Annotated in this window: 15 protein-coding genes and 1 pseudogene; 13 read left to right on the top strand and 3 right to left on the bottom strand. The window is 60.5% G+C overall.

Annotated elements, in window-relative coordinates; translation table 11 throughout:
* The first annotated feature begins 12 nt into the window (after positions 1-12).
* The 6 genes from bamA to lpxB are packed head-to-tail and all read left to right on the top strand — an operon-like array spanning position 13 to position 6,802.
* Complete coding sequence (gene bamA, locus ACSQ3F_RS17915; protein WP_436101464.1) at positions 13-2,346, top strand: outer membrane protein assembly factor BamA; 2,334 nt, start codon at positions 13-15, stop codon at positions 2,344-2,346.
* Positions 2,347-2,394: 48 nt separating this feature from the next.
* Entirely contained in the window at positions 2,395-3,459 is a 1,065-nt protein-coding gene (gene lpxD / locus ACSQ3F_RS17910) for a UDP-3-O-(3-hydroxymyristoyl)glucosamine N-acyltransferase (protein WP_436101463.1), read from the top strand.
* The gene (fabZ, locus tag ACSQ3F_RS17905) at positions 3,452-3,919 is read left to right on the top strand and encodes a 3-hydroxyacyl-ACP dehydratase FabZ (protein ID WP_018325212.1); all 468 of its coding nucleotides are present in this window, start codon (positions 3,452-3,454) and stop codon (positions 3,917-3,919) included. Before lpxD ends, fabZ begins: the two co-directional genes overlap by 8 nt.
* Before the next feature lie 2 nt (positions 3,920-3,921).
* Positions 3,922-4,734, top strand: coding sequence for an acyl-ACP--UDP-N-acetylglucosamine O-acyltransferase (gene lpxA / locus ACSQ3F_RS17900; protein WP_436101462.1), 813 nt, complete (start codon positions 3,922-3,924; stop codon positions 4,732-4,734).
* 5 nt (positions 4,735-4,739) lie between these two features.
* Positions 4,740-5,621, top strand: a complete 882-nt coding sequence (locus ACSQ3F_RS17895) for an LpxI family protein (RefSeq protein WP_436101461.1) — start codon at positions 4,740-4,742, stop codon at positions 5,619-5,621.
* Positions 5,618-6,802: a lipid-A-disaccharide synthase gene (gene lpxB / locus ACSQ3F_RS17890; protein WP_436101460.1), complete on the top strand. Its 1,185-nt coding sequence runs from the start codon at positions 5,618-5,620 to the stop codon at positions 6,800-6,802. Before ACSQ3F_RS17895 ends, lpxB begins: the two co-directional genes overlap by 4 nt.
* 30 nt (positions 6,803-6,832) lie before the next feature.
* Here lpxB and gltA read toward each other — a convergent pair whose 3' ends face one another.
* Positions 6,833-8,122, bottom strand: a complete 1,290-nt coding sequence (gltA, locus tag ACSQ3F_RS17885; RefSeq protein ID WP_436101459.1) for a citrate synthase — start codon at positions 8,120-8,122, stop codon at positions 6,833-6,835.
* Between the two features lie 415 nt (positions 8,123-8,537).
* The gene (locus tag ACSQ3F_RS17880) at positions 8,538-8,795 is read right to left on the bottom strand and encodes a hypothetical protein (protein WP_436101458.1); all 258 of its coding nucleotides are present in this window, start codon (positions 8,793-8,795) and stop codon (positions 8,538-8,540) included.
* Between ACSQ3F_RS17880 and ACSQ3F_RS17875 the strand changes: the two genes are divergently transcribed.
* The 3 genes from ACSQ3F_RS17875 to exbD all read left to right on the top strand — a co-directional run bounded on the left by ACSQ3F_RS17875 (position 8,784) and on the right by exbD (position 12,567).
* Complete coding sequence (locus ACSQ3F_RS17875) at positions 8,784-10,916, top strand: ComEC/Rec2 family competence protein (protein WP_436101457.1); 2,133 nt, start codon at positions 8,784-8,786, stop codon at positions 10,914-10,916. The two genes, ACSQ3F_RS17880 and ACSQ3F_RS17875, sit on opposite strands and share 12 nt — an antisense overlap.
* 240 nt (positions 10,917-11,156) lie before the next feature.
* Positions 11,157-12,137: a tonB-system energizer ExbB gene (exbB, locus tag ACSQ3F_RS17870; protein ID WP_436101456.1), complete on the top strand. Its 981-nt coding sequence runs from the start codon at positions 11,157-11,159 to the stop codon at positions 12,135-12,137.
* Between the two features lie 4 nt (positions 12,138-12,141).
* On the top strand, positions 12,142-12,567 hold the full coding sequence (gene exbD / locus ACSQ3F_RS17865; RefSeq protein WP_436101455.1) for a TonB system transport protein ExbD: 426 nt from the start codon (positions 12,142-12,144) through the stop codon (positions 12,565-12,567).
* 9 nt (positions 12,568-12,576) lie between these two features.
* On the opposite strand, the pseudogene ACSQ3F_RS17860 reads toward exbD, so the two are convergent.
* Positions 12,577-12,663 (bottom strand): annotated as a pseudogene (locus ACSQ3F_RS17860) (acyloxyacyl hydrolase); the annotation flags it as partial.
* A 291-nt stretch (positions 12,664-12,954) separates the two neighbouring features.
* Here ACSQ3F_RS17860 and ACSQ3F_RS17855 point away from each other — a divergent pair.
* The 4 genes from ACSQ3F_RS17855 (at position 12,955) to ACSQ3F_RS17840 (ending at position 19,394) form a co-directional block, all read left to right on the top strand.
* Positions 12,955-13,620: a protein-L-isoaspartate O-methyltransferase family protein gene (locus ACSQ3F_RS17855; RefSeq protein WP_436101454.1), complete on the top strand. Its 666-nt coding sequence runs from the start codon at positions 12,955-12,957 to the stop codon at positions 13,618-13,620.
* Between the two features lie 304 nt (positions 13,621-13,924).
* Positions 13,925-15,322: a TolC family outer membrane protein gene (locus ACSQ3F_RS17850; RefSeq protein WP_436102181.1), complete on the top strand. Its 1,398-nt coding sequence runs from the start codon at positions 13,925-13,927 to the stop codon at positions 15,320-15,322.
* Positions 15,323-15,547: 225 nt separating this feature from the next.
* On the top strand, positions 15,548-16,426 hold the full coding sequence (locus tag ACSQ3F_RS17845; protein ID WP_436101453.1) for a DUF2497 domain-containing protein: 879 nt from the start codon (positions 15,548-15,550) through the stop codon (positions 16,424-16,426).
* A gap of 127 nt (positions 16,427-16,553) precedes the next feature.
* Positions 16,554-19,394, top strand: a complete 2,841-nt coding sequence (locus tag ACSQ3F_RS17840) for a valine--tRNA ligase (RefSeq protein ID WP_436101452.1) — start codon at positions 16,554-16,556, stop codon at positions 19,392-19,394.
* Positions 19,395-19,424 lie beyond the last annotated feature (30 nt).

The raw sequence follows: 19,424 nt of genomic DNA, 5'->3' as shown, positions 1-19,424 counted from the left end.
AAGGTAAGATTTATGAAAGCTGGTTCAAGATTTTTGAACGCGGTGTCGGCGGTTGCGCTGTCTACTGGGATTGTCGCATCGGGGACTGGCATTGTAACGCTTGCAAGTGCATCTGTAGCAGAAGCCGCAACGATCAGCCGCGTGGAAGTCCGTGGCGCCACCCGTGTAAGCCCGGAAACCGTCCGCGCCAACATCACTATCGTCCCCGGCAAGAGCTTCAGCAACGCTGATATCGATTCTTCCGTGAAGCGCCTCTATTCGACCGGCTATTTCTCCGACGTCAGCATCAATGTATCCGGCGGCACGCTTGTCGTAACCGTCAGCGAAAATCAGCTCGTCAATCAGGTCGTTTTCAACGGCAACCGCAAGATCAAGGACGACAAATTGCAGGCGGTCGTTCGCACGCGTTCGCTCGGCCCCTACAGCGAGGCGACGGCGGAATCCGATATTCAGGCCATCAAGGATGCCTATGCGGCCATCGGCCGTAACGACGTCACGGTGACGACGCAGGTCGTTCCGATCGCGGAAGGCCGCGTCAATCTCGCTTTCGTCATCAATGAAGGCGATCGCACGAAGATCACGCAGATCAATTTCGTCGGCAACAATGCCTACAGCGACGGCCGTCTTCAGGCGGTGATTGCCACTAAGGAATCGGGTATCTTTTCCTTCCTGAACCGCAAGGATGTCTACAACGCCGACAAGTTGCGCGCGGACGAAGAACTGCTGCGCCAGTTCTACTACAACCGCGGCTATGCAGATTTCCGGATCATTTCCTCGGATGCGGTCCTGGATGAAACCAGCAACGAATACACCGTGACGATCACCGTCGAAGAGGGTGAGCGCTACGATTTTGGACCGGTCAATGTTGAATCGACCGTCGAAGGCGTGGATGCCGAAGAATTGAAGGGTCTCGTGCAGACCTCCGAAGGCTCGGTCTATAAGGCCAAGGACGTTCAGGAAAGCATTTCCGCGATCTCCAAGCGTGTTGCGGCCCAGGGTTATCCCTTCGCTCGCGTAACCCCGCGCGGCAACCGTGATTTCGGCAACCGGACGATCGCTGTCGATTATCTCGTCGATCAGGGCGAGCGCGCCTATGTCGAGCGCATTGAAATCCGCGGCAACACCCGCACGCGCGACTACGTCATCCGTCGCGAATTCGACATGAGCGAGGGCGATGCGTTCAATCAGGAGATGATTGCGACGGCCAAGCGCCGCCTTGAGGCTCTCGGTTATTTCTCCACCGTCAACATCAGTACGCAGCCGGGTAGCGCGGGCGACCGCGTCGTGATTATCGTTGATGTGCAGGACCAGTCGACGGGCTCATTCGGTATCGGCGCGGGCTATTCGGCCGGCAGCGGCGGCGGCTTCCTTGTGGAAGCGTCGATCGAGGAGAAGAACTTCCTCGGCCGTGGCCAGTATATCCGCTTGGCCGCTGGCCGTGGCCAAGACAGCCGGACCTACAATGTTTCGTTTACCGAGCCTTATTTCCTCGGCTATCGTCTGGCCGCCGGCTTCGATATCTTCAAGAACGAAAACGACTATGACGACGACAACTACAGCTATGAGGACAGCGGCTTCAGTCTGCGCGTAACGGCGCCGATTACTGAAAGGCTGTCGACGACGCTTCGCTACAACTATACGCAGATGGATTATCACGGCGATACGGATGATCTTTCGAGCCCATACGATCGTGCCGTCAATGGCTCGCCGTGGGATCGCTCTTCGATCTCGCAGACGCTGACCTACAACTCGCTCGACGACGCGCAGCAAGCACATGAAGGCATTCTGGCTTCGGCGACGCAGGAATATGCCGGCCTCGGCGGAACGTCTGACTTCTACAAGCTGACCGGTAAGTTCAAGTGGTACTACACGGTGAATGACGATGCGGATATTGTCGCATCGCTGGCTGGCAGTGCCGGCCATGTGTTCAATACCGGCGGCAAGATGGAAGTGTTCGACCAGTTCCAGTTGGGCAGCAACGATATCCGCGGCTTCGAGCGCAATGGTATCGGCCCGCGCAGCGACAAATATGGCGACGCTATCGGCGGCACGACCTATTTCACGGCTTCTGCCGAGGCGACATTCCCGCTGCCGTTCGTTTCGCGCGACGCCGGGTTCCGCGGCGCGGTCTTCGCCGATGCGGGCACGCTTTACGGGAATGACGTATCTGTGACGGCGGACGATGACATCGTTGGAACGGGTAGCTCGCTTCGGGCGTCTGTTGGTCTCGGTCTGCTCTGGGCATCGCCCTTTGGACCGCTGCGCGTCGACTATGCGTTCCCGATCGCCAAGGAAGATTTCGACAGGGTTCAGAACCTCAAGTTCGGTATCTCGTCCTCCTTCTGATCCTTGCAGTCCAGAACTGCCTGCCAAAACTGTTCTGGAGTGTTGGCCATGGAATACAATTGGTTCTTCCCGCCGCATGAGGGGGTTCGTCTGACCGATCTGGCGGACCAGATCGGCGCGACGCTTGAAGATAAGAGTTCAGCCGACCGGCTCGTCCGGTCGGTGGCGCCGGTCTACCGCGCAAAAGAGGGCGACATATGCTATATGTTGTCCCGCAAGAGCCGCGATGAGCTGGAAACCTGTCAGGCGACCGCCATTGTTTGCGACAAGAGCATCGCGTCGCTCGTTCCTTCGCATATACCTGTTCTCCTGACCGCGTATCCGCACACGGCTTTCGCCTTGGCGGGGACCTATTTGCACGAAATCGCAATGCGTCCGTCGCGCAACCTTTCGCAGGCCGGAATTTCCTCCGCGGCGATTGTCGATCCGCAAGCACGGCTTGAGGCCAATGTTGAAATCGAGCCCATGGCCGTGATCGGCGCAGGCGCCGAAATCGGCGAGGGCACACGGATCGGCGCAGGCGCGGTGATCGGACCCGGTGTTCGCATTGGCCGGGACTGTACCATTTCAGCCGGCGCGAGCATCCTGTGCTCGCTCATCGGAAACAACGTCATCATCCATCCCGGCGCGCGCATCGGCCAGGATGGTTTTGGTTATGCGCCGGGCCCGAAGGGCGGAATGATCAAGATCGTTCAGATCGGCCGCGTCATTATCCAGGACAATGTCGAGATCGGCGCCAACACGACGATCGATCGCGGCACGATGGACGACACCGTCATCGGCGAAGGCACAAAGATCGATAATCAGGTTCAGATCGGGCACAATGTCCGCATCGGCCGGCACTGCGGCATTGTCAGCCAGGTTGGCATCGCCGGCAGCACCGTCGTTGGCGACGGTGTGATGATCGGCGGCGCGGCAGCGGTGAATGGTCATATCAAGATAGGTGACCGGGCGCAGATTGCCGCGATGAGCGGCGTCGCTTCGGATGTTCCGCCCAATGAGCGCTACGGTGGGATACCGGCTCGCCCGATGCGCGACTTCCTTCGCGACATCGCCGAAATCGCGGCACGGGCACACAGCAGACAAAAGAAATCGGGAGGCAACGATGAGTGAAGCAGGAACCACCGTTCTCGGTACGGCCGACATCCGGGAAATCTTGAAGCTGCTTCCCCATCGCTATCCGTTCCTTCTGGTTGATCGGATCATCGAGATCGACGGCGACAATTCGGCGATCGGCATCAAGAACGTGACGGCCAATGAGCCGCACTTCACCGGCCATTTCCCCGAACAGCCGATCATGCCGGGCGTTCTGCTCATCGAAGGCATGGCCCAGACGGCCGGCGCGATTTGTGCCCGCAAGACCGGCGACGGCAGCAATCTGGTTTACTTCATGACCATCGACAATGCCCGCTTCCGCAAGCCGGTCGTGCCGGGCGATCGCGTCGAGTTCCATGTCGTCAAGCAGAAGCAGCGCGGTAATATCTGGAAATTTCATTGTGATGCAAAAGTTGACGGGCAACTTGTCGCGGAAGCTGATATCGGCGCGATGATTATCAGCAAGGAAGACGCCTGAACATGATTGCAGCCACTGCGAAGATCCACCCGCTCTCGGTTGTCGAAGACGGAGCGGTGATCGGCGACAACGTCGTTGTCGGACCTTTCTGCCATGTCGGCCCAAAAGTCGTACTCGCAGACAACGTCGAACTGATCAGCCACGTGGTCGTGCTTGGGCGCACGACGGTCGGCAAGGGATCGAAGATTTTTCCGTCCGCTGTGATCGGCGGCGATTCGCAGAGCGTGCATCACAGCGCCGTCGATACGACGCTGACGATCGGTGAAAACTGCACGATCCGTGAAGGCGTGACGATGAATACCGGCACCGTCGAGCATGGCGGTGCAACGATCGTCGGCAACGACAACCTCTTCCTTGCCTATGCGCATGTCGCGCATGACTGCCGCCTGGGCAACAACATCATCCTGTCCAACAACGTCATGTTGGCGGGACATGTGACGGTCGAAGACCGCGCTATTCTCGGCGGCGGTTCGGCGGTCCACCAGTTCACCCGCATCGGCCGGCAAGCCTTTATCGGCGGTCTCTCGGCTGTCAGCTACGATGTCATCCCCTACGGCATGCTGAACGGGAACCCGGGTATCCTGAGCGGCCTCAATGTCGTCGGCATGGCGCGGGCCGGCATCGAAAAGGCGAAGATCCACGAGGTTCGCCGCGCCTATAAGCAGATTTTCGAAGGACCCGAGTCCATTCGCGCCAATGCTGCCGCCATTCGTACGGACTACGCCGATTGTGCGCCGGCCATGGAGATCTTGGATTTCATCGCCGCCGAGAGCGATCGCGCTTTGTCTTCGCCAAGCCGGGGTAAAAAAGGCTGAGCGTGATGTCCATCGACAGCCGGCCGGAAGCGCGTGGAAGGCTGGCTATCATCGCCGGCGGCGGCATGCTGCCCCATCACGTGGCTGAAGCGGCGCGGGCGCGAGGCGAAAATCCCTATATCATCGCGCTCAGCAACGAAACCGGGCTGGATTGGTCGGATTTCGACCATCAGTCGCTGGGCATCGGCAATTTCAAGGCGATCAGCTCGGTCTTCCGCGCCGAGAGGATCGATCGCGTCGTGCTGTCCGGCGCCGTTCGCCGCCGCCCGGAATGGCGTGACATCAAGCCGACATTGAAGACGCTCACCAAGGTGCCGGGCGTGCTGAAAACGTTGCTGTCCGGCGGCGACGACGCGGTCTTGAAAATGGCCATCGAATTGATCGAGGCAAGCGGCGCGCGTGTCATCGGCGTGCAGGACATCATTCCCGAGCTACTGGCGGAAACCGGGCCTCTCGGCGCAATCGAACCGGATCGGGACGACTGGAAGGATATCGAAATTGCCGCCGCCGCCGCGGTTGCCCTCGGCAAGCTTGATGTCGGGCAGGGCGCGGTCGCTGTTGGCGGGCGTGTGGTTGCGCTGGAGGGGCCGGAGGGAACGGATGCCATGCTCGCCCGTGTCGCGGCACTCAGGACCGAGGGACGGATTTCAACCCGCCGCCGCGGCGTACTGGTCAAGCTGTGCAAGCCGCAGCAGGACCTGCGCGCCGATCTTCCGTCGATCGGCGCATCGACGATCGAGGGTGCCCGAGCCGCTGGACTTGCCGGTATTGCCGTCGAGGCGGGGCGCGCGCTGGTCCTTGAGCGGTCGGAGATGATCGCGCAGGCGAATGACGCCGGCATCTTCGTCACCGGAATCGATCGCGCTTTCCTGCGGGGCTTGCGATGAGCTCAGGCGGTCTCAAGCTTGCTGTCATTGCCGGCGAAGTCTCCGGTGACCTGCTTGGGGCCGATCTCGTCAAGGCGCTGCGCCCGCTTGTCGGCGGCGACCTGTCCGTCATCGGCGTCGGCGGTGAGGCGCTGGAAGCGGAAGGCCTCAAATCGCTGTTCGACTATTCCGAACTTTCCATCATGGGCATTTCGCAAGTGCTGGCGAGGCTGCCGAAGCTCATCCTGCGCATCCGCCAGACGGCACAGGCGATCATTGCCGCCAAGCCCGATATCCTCGTGATTGTCGACAGCCCGGATTTCACCCACCGCGTCGCAAAAATTGTCCGCAAGTCTTTGCCGGACCTGCCGATTGTGAATTACGTCTGCCCGAGCGTCTGGGCGTGGAAGCCGGAGCGAGCCGTCAAAATGCGCCCCTATGTCGATCATGTGCTTGCTGTGCTGCCTTTCGAGCCGGAGGTCATGCAGCGTCTTGGGGGACCGCCGACGACCTATGTCGGGCACAGACTAGCAAGCGATGCGAATGTGCTCGCCGTCCGGGAGCGACAGGCAGAAAAACGCAGCGCAGGGACAGATACTACTCGAGCCACCTGCCTCTTGCTGCCGGGATCACGCGCCAGCGAAATCACCCGTCTGCTGCCCGATTTCGGCGAGACGGCAAAAGAGCTTCGCAGCCGTCATCCGCACATGCGGTTCCTGCTGCCGACCGTTCCGAGACAGGAACGCCTGGTGCGGCAGGTCACGGCGACGTGGGCCATCAAGCCGGAAATCACCGTCGGACCCGCTGCGAAGTGGCAGGCTTTCGCTGAGGCCGACGCTGCAATCGCCGCCTCCGGCACCGTCATTCTCGAACTGGCGCTGGCCGGCATACCGGTGATTTCAGCCTACAAGGCTGACTGGATCATTCGCCTGATGCACAAGCGTATCAAGATATGGACGGCCGCCATTCCCAATCTCGTGGCGGACTACCCGGTCGTCCCGGAATATCTGAACGAAGCCATCCGGCCTGGCGCGTTGGCGCGCTGGATGGAGCGCCTGACCACCGCTACGCCGGAGCGCGAGGCCATGCTGTCCGGCTTCCGCACGGTCTGGCAGCGTATGGCGACAGAAAAGCCTCCTGGCAAGTCTTCCGCCCGTATCGTTCTTGACATACTCAACGAAAAAAAGCCCGGCCATCTCTGACCGGGCTTTTCCGTTTTGTTATTCCGGTGCTTAGCGCTTGGAAACCGGGACGTAGTCGCGTTCCGGCTCGCCGATGTAAAGCTGGCGCGGACGGCCGATGCGCTGTTCCGGGTCCTCGATCATCTCGTTCCACTGGGCGATCCAGCCAACTGTGCGGGCAAGCGCGAACAGCACGGTGAACATGGTCGTGGGGAAGCCGAGCGCCTTCAGCGTGATGCCGGAGTAGAAGTCGATGTTCGGATAAAGCTTCTTCTCGATGAAGTAGCTGTCCGTCAGAGCGATACGCTCCAGTTCCATTGCCACTTCGAGCAGCGGATCATCCTTGTGGCCAAGCTCGGCCAGGACTTCATGCGTCGTCTTCTGCATGATCTTGGCGCGCGGGTCGTAGTTCTTGTAGACGCGGTGGCCGAAGCCCATCAGGCGGAACGGATCGTTCTTGTCCTTGGCGCGCGCGACATATTCCGGAATGCGGTCGACCGAGCCGATTTCCGACAGCATGTTGAGCGCTGCTTCGTTGGCGCCGCCGTGGGCCGGACCCCAGAGGCAGGCAATGCCGGCCGCAATGCAGGCGAACGGATTGGCGCCCGACGAACCGGCGAGGCGAACCGTCGAGGTCGAGGCGTTCTGCTCGTGGTCGGCATGCAGGATGAAGATGCGGTCCATGGCGCGTGAAAGCACCGGATTGACGACATAGTCTTCGCACGGCACGGCAAAACACATGCGCAGGAAGTTCGATGCATAATCGAGGTCGTTCTTCGGATAAACGAAGGGCTGGCCGATATGGTATTTATAAGCCATCGCCGCGAGCGTCGGCATCTTGGCGATCATGCGCAGGCTGGCGACCATGCGCTGGTGCGGATCGGTGATGTCGGTCGAGTCGTGATAGAACGCCGAGAGAGCGCCGACACAACCGCACATGACGGCCATCGGATGGGCGTCGCGACGGAAGCCGGTGAAGAAGCGCGACATCTGCTCGTGCACCATGGTGTGGTGCGTGACGCGATAATCGAAGTCCTTCTTCTGAGCGGCCGTCGGCAACTCGCCGTAGAGCAGAAGGTAGCAGACTTCGAGGAAGTCGCCGTGTTCGGCGAGTTGCTCGATCGGATAGCCGCGATGCAGGAGGACGCCCTGATCCCCGTCGATATAGGTGATCTTGGATTCACACGAAGCCGTCGAGGTGAAGCCGGGATCGTAGGTGAACAGACCGGTCTGCTTGTAGAGCGTGCCGATGTCGACCACATCCGGACCTATCGACCCCGATCGCACCGGTAACTCCACCGTGTTGTTGTCGACTGTTACGACTGCGCTTTTTCCTGTCATGGGGATCCTCCGTTTGCAGCAAATTGGCACACAATTATGCCGCAGATATTAACGCTGACCATGTGCTACCCGATTTACACACGGCTGCCAAGTTGAACGAAAGGCAAATTGTGCGACGCAAAAATAGGCATATGGCGACGCAATAATTGCATGTTCCGCCACTATGTCCAATGAGATTGTGGACGGAAAAATAACCGCCCGCTCGACCGTACAAAGAAATGCTGATTATTTAGGCATAAATCTCACAGGTTGCATTTCACCCATTGCGGTTGCAGAATGAGATTGGGCTGGCGCGGATGGAATTGCATCCATGGGTGAGGGACAGGGGTCGATGGTGGCATGGCGCACGCGTTTTCGCGGCGCACGGGTCGACACACCCCCACGCGAGTACCAAGTTACTGAAAAAATTGACGAATCATGGAAAGTCCGGGTTCAAGAGGTCTATATCGCTTTTCCTCACGCTGTACGCGGCAGGTATCAGCGAGCGAAATGGCTTGTCGCATTTCGGCGGGCGGTGGAGGAAGAGCAGGCTTTTGGTCATGCCTTCCTGTTTGCGCCCGTGTTTCTCGGCCTGGGCGCGCTTGCGTGGTTTTCCCTTGCTCAAACGCCCGGTTTTCTCAAAACTGCACTGCTGATGTGCATTTTTGGCATGGCAGCGTTCATGCTCCGGCATTCTGCCACTGTCTGGCGCATCGTTGCCCTTCTTGCCACCCTGTTTCTTGCAGGCATGGTGGTGCTGGCGGCAGGCGAGACGGCACGGAAGGATACGGTGTTGCTGGACACGCCAGTGACGACTGTCGTTCGCGGCACGGTCATCGCCCGAGAGACCACCGACCGGGGATACTGGCGCTATACCGTCAATGTCGCCCAAACCTCGAATCCCGCGTTGAAGCGGGCGCCTGCCACGGTCACGCTTCTGTCCCGCAGCCGCGCAATACCGGTCGAAATCGGCGGCGGGATCGAGGGCAAGGCGCGGCTTTCTCCACCATCCGGTCCGGCTCTTCCAGGTCTCAACGATTTCGCCTTCGACAGCTATTTCAAGGGTATTGGCGCCGTTGGATATTTCTACGGCAAACCGGCAGCGGTCGCGACTGCGCCGGAAATCACCCGGGGCCGGACCATTACCTCGGGTGTTCGCGTGCAGGAGACGATCGCGCGTATGCGTGAAACGGTCGGCGTGCGCATCCGGAGCACGATCGGAGGCGATGCAGGGGCGATCGCCGCGGCCCTCGTCACGGCCGAGGAGCGTGCGATCAGCCGTCCGACGATCGAGGCGTTGCGGGAGGCGGGGCTGGCGCATGTGCTCGCCATTTCCGGGTTGAACATGGTGCTGGCCGCCGGCACATTTCTGATCGGCGCGCGAACGCTTCTGAGCCTCATCCCGGGGCTTGCACATCGGTTTCCGATCAAGAAGCTGGCGGCTGCTGGCGCCCTGATCATGGTGTTTCTCTATATCCTCATCTCTGGCGGCGCGGTTTCGGCGGTGCGGTCGTGGATCATGATTTCGATCATGCTGGTCGCTGTCTTCTTCGACCGACCGTCGATCAGCCTGCGTAACGTGGCGCTGTCGGCGCTGATCATTCTGATGATCACGCCGTCGGCGGTGACCGGACCAGGATTCCAGATGTCCTTTGCCGCAACGTTGGCCCTCGTGGCAGGCTATGGCCATTGGCGCGAGCGGCCGGGCCGCGAAATGGTGTCCGGCAGCCACACGGCCGGACCCCTCAAAGCTGCCGGCGGATTTTTCGCGGGGTTGCTGCTCAGTTCCTTCATCGGTGGCCTGTCGACAATGATCTACTCCGCGGGGCACTTCCATCGCCTCGCGGCCTATGGGCTGGTCGGCAACATCCTCGCCATGCCCGTCATCAGCATCCTGGTCATGCCGTTCGCGCTGCTTGCCATGCTGCTGATGCCTTTCGGCCTGGATCGCTATCCGCTGCTCGTCATGGGGCAGGGGTTGGACTGGATGATTTCCATCGCCAACATGGTGTCGTCCTGGGGTGGTGAGGTGACGACCGGCCGGGTGCCGGACAGTGCCTTCATGCTGATCGCGGCCGGGGGGATTCTCGCTTGCCTGTTGCGGACGTGGCTCGCCTTGTCGGGAATAGTGGTGATCGCTGCCGGGCTACTGACCGGGTGGGCCAGCACCGCCGCCAGGCCGGACCTTGTGATCGCCGAGGACGGGCGTCTGGTCGCCGTGATCGAACAAGGCGAGGCGGCGAGCAACCGCACCAAACCGCCTGATTTCGTCTTTTCGCAATGGCAGCGGGCCTTGCGCCTGGATGGCCATCAAAAGCCGCAGCAGCGGGCCGATCTTACCCTTAAGGATGTTGACACGCCGCTGTCTGAAAAGGGGGAGACCGGCGATGGACGAAAAAACAGGCCGCCGATCGACAAGGATGCGGCAAGATCAGCTATCCGAAGACTGCTGGCGGAGACCGCACCTGGACGTTTTGCCTGCGTGCCGAAGCAGTGGTGTGCTGCGACGGCGCGGCCGGGATGGCGGATCGTCACGGTGGAAGACGCGCGTTTTATCGGCATCGCCTGCGAAGAGGCCGACGTCGTCGTCACGCCGATCATGCTGCGGTTTCGTAGCTGCCGGTCCGGCGCGATGTTGCTCAGTGGCCAAAGCCTGAGACGCACAGGCGCCGTCGAGATTTTTGCTGTGCCTGCGGACCACTCTGCCGGGCAGAAGTCGGGGATGCGTGTTGTGACTGCCCTGGATCAGCTGCAGCGCCCCTGGGTTCGCCACAGGACCTTTGATTGGCGAACGGGACAGTTCGACGACCCTTGAATACCGTAAATTGCGCCGTCTCGAAGGCGCCCGGTGCAATCAAAGACCGCTCGACAGGCGAGCGGTTGTTTATTCTTGATTAAAAAACTCCACAAATACTTGCGTTTCCACCATAGTGTGTCGTATGAAACCGCAATCGACGAGGCGCCCCGTCTCCGTCAGCTTTCGTTTGAAGGATCGCGTTCCGTCCACCTCTTTCCCTGGGGGATGGCGGGGCGATTGAAAAGGTAAGGATAGGTTATGCCGAACCGGGTAATGCTGAAATGGATGATGCTGGCGGCGGTATTGCTGGCGTTCTCGAATGCCGGAGCGCTCCACGCGCAGGAAGACCCTATTCCGGTTGCTACCGAAATGCAGCAACCTGCCGAAAAGGCACCTGCAGGCGAAGCCACGCAGGGCGCACCGGTAGATCAGGCAACCCCGGCGCAGGCCGTTCGACAGAGCGAAGAGACCGTGGCGACAGTAGCCAACCCGGTGCTGCCGCACGATCTTTCTCCGCTCGGTATGTTCCTTGCCGCAGACGTCGTCGTCAAAGGTGTGATGAGCGCGCTGGCCCTTGCATCGGTCGCCACATGGGCGATCCTGCTCGTCAAGATGTTCGAACTGGCCGGCGCCAAGCGAAGCGGCAAGCGGGCGGTTCGTCTCCTGACGGATGCGGTCGTTCTGCGCGACGTGGGCGAAAGCCTGTCCGGCAGGTCCGGCCCGGCAGGCCGTATGGTCGCTGCGGCAAATGACGAACTGTCGAAATCGGAAGCGGTTCTCGACCTGGTGTCGGCGCAGGGTGTCAAGGAACGCGTGGCGTCACAATTGTCCCGCATCGAGGCTGGCGCCGGAAAACGCGTCGCCGGCGGAACCGGCATTCTCGCGACGATCGGCTCGATCTCGCCGTTCGTCGGGCTCTTCGGCACCGTCTGGGGCATCATGAATTCGTTCATCGGCATCAGTCAGGCGCAGACGACCAATCTGGCGATCGTCGCGCCGGGTATTGCCGAAGCGCTGCTGGCGACAGCCATCGGCCTTGTCGCCGCCATCCCGGCAGTGGTCATCTACAACTATTTCGCCCGCTCGATCAGCGGCTATCGCCTGATCCTTGCCGATGCGTCGGCAGCGGTCGAGCGGCTCGTCAGCCGAGATCTCGACTTCCGCCAGGCACGCCGCCTCACGCCGCGCAAGGCCGAAAGCCATGTGCATTCGGACGCCGGCATCGCGCGGATCGGATAACGCCATGGCGAGCAAAATCAGCGAAGGTGGCGGCGATCTCGAGGAAAACAGCGAGATCAACGTCACGCCCTTCATCGACGTGATGCTCGTGCTGCTGATCATTTTCATGGTGGCGGCGCCGCTCGCCACTGTCGATATGAAGGTCGACCTGCCGCAATCGGCAGCACAGCCGGCCAAGCGCGACGACAAGCCCGTTTTCGTGACCCTGAAGGCGGATCTTTCCCTGGCGCTCGGCAATGAGGAAACGGGACGTGACAATTTTGTCGGGGAACTTAACCGCATTACCGAGGGCAATACACAGACGCGTATCCTGCTGCGTGCCGACAAGGCTGTCGACTACGGCGAACTGATGGCAGTCATGAACCTCATCCAGAGGGCGGGCTACACGAAGATCGGACTGGTCGGGCTGGAGGCTGCGCCTGCCGGCTGAATAGCGACCCTAGAATTTGTAACCGATAGCAAGGCCCGCATGGCTGAGGCCATCGTTCGGTCCGTCGCAGAGATCGGCATGCGACGAGTGGTCCGCGGTGGCCAAGATCTGCGTTTGCACTTTTCTAAACCTCCGCTCCCGGCGAATCGTAGAGGACGCAGAGAAAATTTGCTCAATTTTTCTACTGCAGGGAAGTCAGATTATGGCGGCACGCTTTTGCGAAGCTTGCTTTTTTGCAAGAACTGCTTTCCATAGCTTGAAACGGCGGATGCGCGGATTTATGAGCGTGACCATTGCCGGTCGGCTGAGCTCTACCGGTTGTTTTATCTGCGCAGGCGAAGAGCGCGCAAACGCCGGAAGACGATCCGGATCACGAGGGCAGGCAGGATGAATTTCGAAGCAGCACGCATCAAGATGGTCGACAACCAGATCCGCACCACGGATGTGACGTCGCATTCCGTTCTCTCGGCATTTCTATCGGTTCCGCGAGAAGAGTTCGTACCTGCCGCGATGAAGCCTCTCGCCTATATCGACACCGATATTGAGCTGCCGGCAAGCGGCGCATCCGGACGGCGCTACCTGATGGAGCCATCGCCGCTGGCAAAACTCTTGCAGCTGGCAACCATTTCCAAGAGCGACAAGGTGCTCGAAATCGGCTGCTGCACGGGTTACGCGTCGGCAATTCTCTCGGCGCTTGCCGGTTCGGTCGTGGCGCTCGAAAGTGATGCCACGCTTGCCGCCGAGGCCTCCGAAACGCTGGCCCGTCTCGGTTGCTCGAATGTCTCGGTCATCACAGGCGATCTTGAAAAGGGGCATCCGGCAGCCGCGCCTTACGATGTGATCTTCGTCGACGGCGCCGTCGAGACCGTCCCTGATTCCCTGCTTGCGCAGTTGAGTGACGGCGGCCGCCTGGTCGCAGTGGTCGGTTCCGGTAATGCATCTCGGGCCAAGCTCATCCTCCACGAGAATGGTGTCACCTCGGAGCGGCTGGCCTTCAATACGGCGGTAAAACCGCTGCCGGGCTTCCGGCTTGCCCGCGAATTCGTGTTTTGATGCTCTTACTGAGGGTGCTCAACATCTGATTGTCAGTACGCAAATTGCAATGTTGCGATTTGGCAACGTGATCCCCGTTTCTCTTCAATTGCGTCATTGGAAAGGGCCGACGCAGTTGTCGATGTGTCAAATTAGGGGTTTCTAAGAGTTTCTCGCAGATGATAAGAGCGGGACCGGTCGGTCGCTTTGTGAAGCCTCCGCCGGTCGAATGCAGCAGGACGTAAGGCTTTCCGGGCAGGCTGGGACGCCGCCGTTTCGCCAAACTCGGAAGGTCTGGTACCCCAGCTTCCGTACCGGAGTAGAGATCGTGTCGATTTTCCGTAAAACAGCTGTGGCAGCAGCCCTTTCCACCGTCTTGTCGCTCCTGCCGTATGCCGTTTCCGCCGAAACCATCTATGGCGCGATGGAGAAGGCCTATCAGAACAATCCGGACCTCAATGCCGTTCGTGCCGGGCTTCGCGCAACCGATGAGGGCGTGCCGATCGCCAAGTCCGGCTACCGGCCACGGATATCGGCGACGGCTACAGGCACGTTAACAAGACTGGAGAGCGAACAGGGACCCCTGGCCGGTGGCGGCACCGCGACCGAGGATTTCCATACGGGGTCTGCCGGTATAACGATCACGCAGCAGATTTTCGATGGCTTTCAGACCTTGAACAATGTCAGGGCTGCCGAAGCGAATGTCTTCTCAAGCCGAGAAACGCTCAAGGCCAACGAGATCTCCATCCTGCTGGCCGCCGCGCAATCCTATGCAAATATTGCGCGCGACCAGCGGATCGTCTCCATCCGCAAACAGAACCTGGCCTTCCTCAAGGAACAGCTGAATGCTGCGAAGGCGCGGCTGGATGTGGGCGAGGGCACGCGAACGGACGTCAGCCAGGCGGAAGCCGAACTGGCCAGCGCGCAGGCGCTCCTCGTCAACGCGGTGGCTCAGTTGAAGCAGAGCGAAGCGGTTTACGTGCAGATCGTCGGCTATGTACCGAAGGGGATCAAGCAGCCGTCGCCCGCGTCGAAAGCCCTGCCGAAAAGCCTGGATCAGGCGGTTGCCACGGGTCTGCGCGAGCATCCGACGATCGCCGCCGCGCAGTACAATGTCGATGCGGCGGGATACGGGGTGAAATCTGCCGAGGGAACCATGCTTCCGGGTGTCGTCGTGCAGGGGGCACTGACACGCAACACCGGTAATTCACCCAGCACCGGCGGTCTGGACGGCAATACGGCTTCAATCACCGCCCGGCTCGAAATCCCGCTCTACCAGGGTGGCGCGGAATATGGCCAGATCCGCCAGGCCAAGGAGCGTCTCGGTCAACAACGTATCCTCGTTGATTCCGCCCGTGCGGAAGTTCAGCAGACGATCGTCACCGCGCATGCGCAGCTTGAGGCGGCACTGGCAAACATTACCGCCAACAAGTCTCAGGTGAGTGCCGCAAACATGGCTCTGGCCGGGGTCATCGAAGAGCGCAAGGTGGGCCAACGCACGACGCTTGACGTGCTCGATGCCCAGCAGAGCGTGCTTGTCGCAGAAGAAAGCCTGGTAGCGTCGCAGCGCAATGCCGTTGTCGCCAGCTATTCCCTTCTGGCGTCCATGGGGCGGCTGACGATCAAGAGCCAGGGCCTGCAGGTTGCCGAATATCGCGCCGAAGAACACTACGAGGCCGTCAAGGACAAGTGGTTCGGATTGCGAACCGTTGATGGCCGCTGATCCGCACGCCTGAATCTCCTGCCGTAATTTTTCGAAAGCCGCGCGCCAAATGGACGCGCGGCTTTGCTGTTCAATGGCAGCGGGTGCCGCTGTCAACAAATCTGTGCAAGAATCCAACTTGACGATTCGCGTCGTTTTGTTCGGCGCCGAACTCGCATACAGTTCGCGTCAACGACTGCGCGGCAATGTTTCGATCAAACGCGACCGCAGAAAACGGGGATAATTATGGCACAGCCCAATGTAGCGCGTGAACCTTCGATGGATGAGATTCTCGCCTCCATTCGAAAGATCATCGAAAGCAATGAACCGGGCATACCCGGTTTCCCCGCCAATGACCTCGGCCCCGCGCCTGACGACGGCTATCGTGGTGACCACACTTATGACGACGACAGCGCCGAAGACATTCACCTGACGATCGACGACGAGGTGCTGGTGGCGGAATTCGAGGCGGAAGTACAGCAGCAGCCTGTCGCACCCGTGGAGTCCCAGTCGCGGGAGCCGCAGCAGGACACTGCAAAGCCCGCCATTTCTGTCGCGACACCGCCGCAATCTCTTGCCGATGTCGCAGCGCGTGTACGCGCAGCCTCCGAGCGACATTCGGCGCCGCTTCGGGAGCCGGAAACCGCCGGCAATGCAGCGGCAAAGTCGGATAGCCCGCTCGTCACGTCGCGCATGGCGCCGGCCGTTGCGTCCCAACCGGCAGATGCCGCCCGCCGCGCCGAGGCTGTCCCCTCCGTGATACCTGTGTCCGCTTTGCTATCCCCGCAGCCTGCGGCTGTCAGCGATGAAAAGCGCGAGGTGCAGGAGGCCAAGGCGCCGTCGCCGGCCGTTTCCGAGCCGGTGGTGCAAAGTCAGCCGGTCGCCGTTATCGCTGAAAAGGAGATTGCGGCGATTGTTTCGCCGGCCGTTGGTGAACAGGTCGCCCGGTCCTTCGGGGATTTGGCCCTTGCCATCGATAGCAGTGCACGCCGTTCCTTCGACGAAATCGCCGAGGATATGCTGCGGCCGATGCTGCAGGAATGGCTGGACGACAATCTGCCGACGCTCGTCGAGCGCCTTGTGCGAGAGGAAATCGAGCGCGTCGCCCGCGGTCCGCGACGGTAAACGCCGAAAATCCCCTAGGCAAAGCCGCCAGCAATCGCACTGGCGGCTTTTTTGCTGTTATTGTTGACACCAATGCCTCGTTCCGATTTACAAACCATCCATATCAATCAGCAAGTTTGGCTTCAGAATGCTTGAAAAAACCTATGATTCCGCCGCTGTCGAACCCCGCATCGCCCAGCTATGGGATGACGAGGACGCCTTCCGCGCCGGCGCGGGTGCAAAACCGGGCGCCGAGACTTTCTGCATCGTTATTCCGCCGCCGAACGTTACCGGCTCGCTGCACATGGGCCATGCGCTGAACAACACGCTGCAGGACATCATGATCCGCTTCGAGCGCATGCGTGGCAAGGACGTGCTCTGGCAGCCGGGCATGGATCATGCCGGCATCGCCACCCAGATGGTCGTCGAGCGGCAGTTGATGGAACGGCAACTGCGCCGCCGCGAGATGGGCCGTGACGCGTTCATCGACAAGGTGTGGGAATGGAAGGCTGAATCCGGCGGTCTGATCTTCAATCAGCTGAAGCGGCTCGGCGCCTCCTGCGACTGGTCTCGTGAACGCTTCACAATGGATGAGGGCCTGTCTAAGGCTGTTCTCGAAGTCTTCGTTTCCCTCTACAAGGACGGCCTGATCTATAAGGACAAGCGGCTGGTCAACTGGGACCCGAAACTGCTGACGGCGATCTCCGATATCGAGGTCGAACAGGTGGAAGTCACCGGCAGCCTCTGGTATTTGCGTTATCCGCTGGAAGAGGGTCTCACCTACCAGCATCCCGTCGCCTTTGACGAGGACGGCAAACCGACCGAATGGGAAGCGCGCGACTATCTGGTCGTTGCGACGACACGGCCGGAAACCATGCTTGGCGATACCGGCGTTGCGGTCCACCCGAGCGACGAGCGCTACAAGTCGATCGTCGGCAAGCATGTCGTGCTGCCGCTCATCGGACGGCGGATTCCGATCGTTGCCGATGAATATCCGGACCCGACGGCGGGCACCGGTGCGGTCAAAATGACGCCGGCCCACGATTTCAACGACTTTGAGGTCGGAAAGCGCCGCCATCTGCGTCAGGTGAACATTCTGACGGTCGACGGTCATCTGACGCTCGCCGGCAATGAGGATTTCCTGCACGAATTGCCGGCGGGTCACGATCTGGAAGCTCTGATTTCCAAGCTCGAGGGCGTAGAGCGTTTTGCCGCCCGCAAGGCGATCGTTTCGATGTTCGAGGAAAAGGGCCTGCTCGACACGATCGAACCGCACAAGCATACGGTGCCGCATGGCGATCGCGGCGGCGTTCCGATCGAACCGCGGCTGACCGAGCAATGGTATGTCGATGCCAAGACGCTTGCCAAGCCGGCGATCGCTGCGGTGCGCGAAGGCCGCACGAACTTCGTGCCCAAGAATTGGGAAAAGACCTATTTCGAATGGATGGAAAATATCCAGCCCTGGTGCGTTTCCCGACAGCTCTGGTGGGGCCACCAGATTCCGGCCTGGTACGGCCCGGACGGTCAGGTCTTCGTCGAAAAGACCGAGGAAGAGGCGCTGCACGCCGCCATCCAGCACTATATCGCCCATGAAGGACCGATGAAGGCCTATGTCGAGGATCTGCTCGAGAACTTCCGTCCGGGCGAAATTCTCACCCGGGACGAGGACGTGCTCGACACCTGGTTCTCCTCGGCGCTCTGGCCTTTCTCGACGCTCGGCTGGCCGGACAAGACGCCGGAACTCGACAGGTATTATCAGACGGACGTTCTTGTGACCGGTTTCGACCTCATCTTCTTCTGGGTCGCCCGGATGATGATGATGGGTCTGCATTTTATGAAGGACGCGGACGGCACGCCCGTCGAGCCGTTCCACACGGTCTATATGCATGCGTTGGTCCGCGACAAGAACGGCCAGAAGATGTCGAAGTCCAAGGGCAACGTCATCGACCCGTTGGAACTCATCGACGAATACGGTGCGGACTCGCTGCGCTTCACGCTGGCGATCATGGCGGCTCAGGGGCGCGACGTGAAGCTCGATCCGGCCCGCATCGCCGGTTACCGCAATTTCGGCACCAAGCTCTGGAACGCGACTCGCTTTGCCGGCATGAACGGCGTCGCCAATGATCCGAAGTTCGTGCCGGAAACCTGCTCTCTGACGATCAACCGCTGGATCCTGACGGAACTGTCGCGCACCATCCGCGATGTCACCGAAGCAATCGAAAGCTACCGCTTCAACGAGGCGGCAGGCAGCCTGTACCGCTTCGTCTGGAATCAGTTCTGCGACTGGTATCTGGAACTGCTGAAGCCGGTCTTCGGCGGCGAGGATGAGGCTGCAAAGGCGGAATCGCAGGCCTGCGTCGCCTATGTGCTCGACGAGACCTACAAGCTGCTGCATCCCTTCATGCCGTTCATGACGGAAGAACTCTGGGCGCAGACCGCGGGCGAGGGCAAGGCGCGTGACGGGCTACTTTGCCACGCCGAATGGCCCGCGGCCCCGTACGGGGATGATGCCGCAGCTGGCGAGATCAACTGGCTGATCGACCTGGTCTCCGGCATCCGCTCGGTGCGCTCGGAAATGAACGTCCCGCCGGCTGCGATCGCGCCCCTCGTCGTCGTTGAAGCGAGCACCCTGACCAAGGAACGCCTGCAGAGCCACGCTGCTGCTATCCGCCGGCTCGCGCGCGTCGATGCAATCGATCTTGCCGCGGCAGCGCCGAAGGGCAGCGCCCAGATTGTGATCGGCGAGGCGACCGTCTGCCTGCCGCTCGGCAGCCTGATCGATCTTGCCGCGGAGAAGTCCCGGCTTGAAAAGGCGATCGGTAAGGTCGACCAGGAGCGAGAACGCATCCTCGGCAAGCTGTCGAATGAGAAGTTCGTCGCCAATGCTAGGCCTGATGTAGTCGACGCCGAGCGGGAGCGTTTGGCCGAACTTGATGGTCAGAAGACGTCGCTTGGCGTGGCGCTGGCACGGGTGTCTGACGCCGGCTGACGATCGAAGTCATGCAGGCCGGGCGAGTTC

Source organism: Pararhizobium sp. LjRoot238 (assembly GCF_964252955.1).
Lineage (GTDB): Bacteria > Pseudomonadota > Alphaproteobacteria > Rhizobiales > Rhizobiaceae > Pararhizobium.
This window is presented reverse-complemented; position numbering and strand designations above follow the sequence as displayed.